This window comes from Methylobacterium sp. E-065 (assembly GCF_022829605.1).
Lineage (GTDB): Bacteria > Pseudomonadota > Alphaproteobacteria > Rhizobiales > Beijerinckiaceae > Methylobacterium.
In genome coordinates, this window is the sequence record NZ_JAKSYD010000240.1 from 1 (window position 1) to 3,938 (window position 3,938).

General features: G+C 65.1%; 3 protein-coding genes and 1 pseudogene. 1 reads left to right on the forward strand and 3 read right to left on the reverse strand.

Annotation, left to right across the window (positions count from 1 at the left end):
* The 3 genes from MKK84_RS28095 to MKK84_RS28105 all read right to left on the reverse strand — a co-directional run.
* A partial coding sequence (locus MKK84_RS28095) for a PAS domain-containing protein (RefSeq protein ID WP_243925325.1) occupies positions 1 to 2,139 on the reverse strand: 2,139 nt, incomplete at its 3' end.
* A gap of 1 nt (position 2,140) precedes the next feature.
* Positions 2,141 to 2,332, reverse strand: a complete 192-nt coding sequence (locus tag MKK84_RS28100) for a type II toxin-antitoxin system ParD family antitoxin (protein ID WP_243925326.1) — start codon at positions 2,330 to 2,332, stop codon at positions 2,141 to 2,143.
* A 572-nt stretch (positions 2,333 to 2,904) separates the two neighbouring features.
* On the reverse strand, positions 2,905 to 3,360 hold the full coding sequence (locus MKK84_RS28105) for a helix-turn-helix domain-containing protein (RefSeq protein WP_243925327.1): 456 nt from the start codon (positions 3,358 to 3,360) through the stop codon (positions 2,905 to 2,907).
* Between the two features lie 481 nt (positions 3,361 to 3,841).
* Between MKK84_RS28105 and MKK84_RS28110 the strand changes: the two are divergent.
* Positions 3,842 to 3,938, forward strand: a pseudogene (locus MKK84_RS28110) (IS481 family transposase); the annotation flags it as partial.

The window sequence follows — 3,938 nt, forward strand, 5'->3', positions numbered from 1 at the left end:
GCGGGACCCGGTGAGCGTTGCCATCATCTCTGAGAGGGCCCGCACGCCGTCGCAAGCTGCGAACACCTCGGGCTTGAGCGCCTGACGCCGCGCGAAGGCAAGGAGTTGGCCCGTGAGCTTGGCGGCGCGGTCCACCGTGTCGGAGATGGCTGCCACGTAACGGAGACGACGCTCCTCCGCGAGGGCGGGTCGCTTGAGCAGGTCGGTAGACGACTTGATGACCGTGAGCAGGTTGTTGAAGTCATGCGCGACGCCGCCGGTGAGCTGCCCAACAGCCTCCATCTTCTGCGCCTGACGCAACTGTTCCTGCACCGCGTTCAGGTCGCGCTCGGCGCGCAGGCGGGCCGAGACGTCCCGCGCGTGGTGGAACGCCCCGAGGATGTTGCCCTCCTCGTCGCGCAGCGGTGTGTAGGTGATCTCCCAGGTGGGCTTGGCGCGCTCCTTGTCGCCGAACGCCTCGGTGACCGAGAACGTCTCGCCGCCCAGCGCCCGGTCCATCAGCCCGCGAAGCATCGCGGCCTGGTCGGGCGGAAACAAGTCCGGCAGGCAATCCCCGACCTGCTGGTCGTGGCCCATCACCCGTAGGAAGTCCCGATGGTGGGCTTGGTTGAAACCGGTCAACCGGTATGCGGTGTCGAAGGCGAGGATTGGGCTCCTGTCGGACTGGACGATGTCCCGGTAGAGCCGGAGCTCGGCGGTCCGCTCCCTGACCTGCCGTTCGAGCGATGCGTTCAGCGTCCGCAGCGCGTGCTCAGCTCGTCGCCGCTCGGTCGCCGAGCGGGTCTGCTCGGCGACGGTGCGCAGGAACGCGATTTCCTCGGGCAGCCATTCTCGCGCATTCCCGTCGTTGACGTATAGGAAGGCGACCAGGCGTCCATCCTCGACAAGCGGCCAGTTCACCAGGGCTCGAACCGCATAGGCGTCGAACCCGGCGCGCCCTTCGGTCGCGGTCCGTTCGTCGAGGGCGGTGTCCGAGATGATGACGGGCTGGCCGCCGTCGAGGTCCGCCACGGCCCCGCCGAAGCTCGCCGTGCGGTGGGAGCCGGCCCCGCTCACGAAGCCCGGGGCGGTCCAGTCGCGTTCGATCCAGAGGCCCTCACCGCCATCGGTCATCGTGGCGTAGCCTGCGCGCGAGACTTGAAGGGCGCGACCCAGTATCTGTGCCGTCGCGAACGCCATGTCCTCGGTTTCGCTCAGGTCGCGCAGGCACTCCGAGAGTTCGAGCAGGGCCGCGCGGCGCACCTCCTCGCGTTGCCGGGCGGAGATCTCCTGGAACAGCACGCCCACGCGGTCGGGCGCCACCCTGAACGCCCGGACCTCGTAGAACTGTCCCAGGGCCTCAAGCGGCATCCGGAAGTTTTCCGGTTCCCCGGTCTCCGCGATGCGGATGTACCGGTCGATCCACTCCCGCTCGACGCCCGGGATCACCTCGTCCACGGGTCGGCCGGTCGCTTCCGCGCGGGGCAGGCCGGAGATCCGCTCCCAGGCCTCGTTGATCTCGGCGAAGCGCCAGGTCCGGGCCACGCCCGCGGCGTCGCGAACCACCTCGACGACCATGAAGCCTTCGTTGAGGCGCTCGAACAGGCCACGCCAGTACGCCTCGCTCTCGGCCAAGCGCTTCTCGTTGCCAGTCAGGACGGTGTTGGCTTGGACGAGGCCGCGTTCGGCGACGACCCGACGCGTCGTCTCGGTGACCACGAGGAAGATACCCGCGACCCGTCCCTGGTCGTCCCAGACAGGGCTGTGACAATGGGTGAAGAAGGCTTCCCGCTGCTCCCCATCGCGCTCTGGCGTGTAACGCGCGTCCTCGACGAAGAACGGCTTTCCGGAAAGCACTCGGTCGAAGATCGGGCTGAGTTGGTCCCACATCTCCGACCACCATTCCCGGGCCGGGCGTCCGAGGTTGCCGGGATGCTTGTTGCCGAGGCTCGGGGCGTAGGCGTCGTTGTAGACCGTTACCAGGTCCGGCCCCCAATGCAGCATCATCGGAAACTCAGATCCGAGGATGATCCGCACCGTCGATTGTAGAGAGATGGGCCAGCCCTCGACCGGCCCGAGCGGGTTGTTTGACCAGTCGACGGCGCGAAGCCGTTCGCCGGCCTCGCCGCCTCCGGCGAGACAGGATCGCGAAAGGGTCATGTCAGCGCTCGCCGGACCGGGTCCGGGCGACGCCACCCGACGGCGGGACAGCGCGCTTCCGTTCCTGCAGCAAGCGCAGTCCCTCGCGGACGACCTCGCTGAAGCTGGTGTAGCTACCGGCCTTCACCATGTCGGCGACGAACGCATGGAGCTCCGGGGTGAGCGAGACGCTGAGGGGCTTCCGGGTGACCATCCGCTCGCCTAGCACCTTACGACGGTGTCGCACAGGCGTACTTGGCCACAGGAGGGCTCGACCGCCTTTTATCCACCCCGGCCAACCTGACGTGCAGGCTCGAAAGCTAGATTGGGTTGTGAGCTCTCCCCGCTGCTATGTCCGGTTCAAGACATCCGGCGCCTGGAAGCGGACGGGCAGAAAACCACCCATCCCAGTCATAGCCGCCTGCCTGGACGACCTTGAAGCAGACCTACCCAGGGCACTCTGGGTCACGCACGATCGCGGAACGCCGTGTCGCTCCGTAACCTGCCCTTATGCGAACGATCCTTACTGGGAATCGCAATCCGACTGCGGCGCTGCAGTCAGAAGCCGACGTTCCGTCTACGACCCACACTTGCCAGCTGCCATCGTCCACGCGTTCGGCATCACGCGTACGAGCGTCTATCGGACCCTCCACGACAGGGCTTACGACTGCTTCGCAGTCCGGCAGCGTGCGGATGCCTGCCTCACACTGCTCGGCGACCTTCGCCGCCAACCCAGCGAAGGATTCTCGGCAAAGCCCACGCATCCGGTACGCGCCGTCCCGCTCGTCAATTGACCAGATCTTCGATCCCCAGATCGAGGGCGGCCGCGAGTTTGCGATAGATCTTCACTGTCCCCTCGCGCTTGCCAGTCTCAATCTGCGAAAGGTACGCCGAGGCGATCCCGGCGCGTTCGGCCAGCTCGCCCATCCGCAGGCCGCGGTGTTCGCGCCAAACTCGCACGCGGCTCTCGCCCGACAGCAACCGGTCGACCACCTCGGACGGTATCAACTCCTCCTCGCCAGCGCCCAAGCGCGTGCGGAACGTCTCCACAGCCCGGATGTCCGCCGCGTCCTCATGGGCCTCGACCAAGGCGAGGTAATCGGCCTCGGCCAGCACGACGAGCCGCTCGCCGGTGGGTGTTGTGCTGCCCTTCAACGCGTTGACGTTGTTGCCGAGCAAGGCTGGGTCGGCGGCGTCCTGCTCGACTTTGCTGCGGATCAGCGTGGCGGTGTTGGACAGCATCCTGCTCAGGGTCCGACCTGAGTCCTTGCTGTAGCTGATCCGTAACATGAGCTGTGATAGTTAACTGCTAATGATATTCAAGCGATTCGCTATCTCATCCACATTCTGAGGTCAGAAGCCTTCCGGCAGAAATCACCCAACTCAGTCGTAGGTCTCTGCCTTGTCCTCCTCGGAAGCGGAGCTTCTCAGGTTGCGTGTACGGGCACGGGTGATCGGGGCATGTCGCGTCGTTTCGTAACCGGCCCCTCTGTGGAGGCTGATTAGCAAGCTTATTGACCACCCGCACTTTGTTTAACCGACATACAAATCCGACAGGCTTATATGCCTGAAAAACGATCGGATAGCCGACCTGATGCAGCAATGCGCTCGAAGCACGCGACACCGTCTAGTGATTTTCGATTTCACATTACATTTCTACTGCTAGGTGTTTGATCCCACGGTGTGGTGGTACGGTTGACCACCATGCGGCAAGAGATGCGCTATGGGCCAAATTCTTCACGGCAGCGCCCGCACGACGGAGGCGGTCCGTCGCGCAATACAGCTCCGTAAAGAGAGTGTGAGAGCGGCGGCCAAGCGCT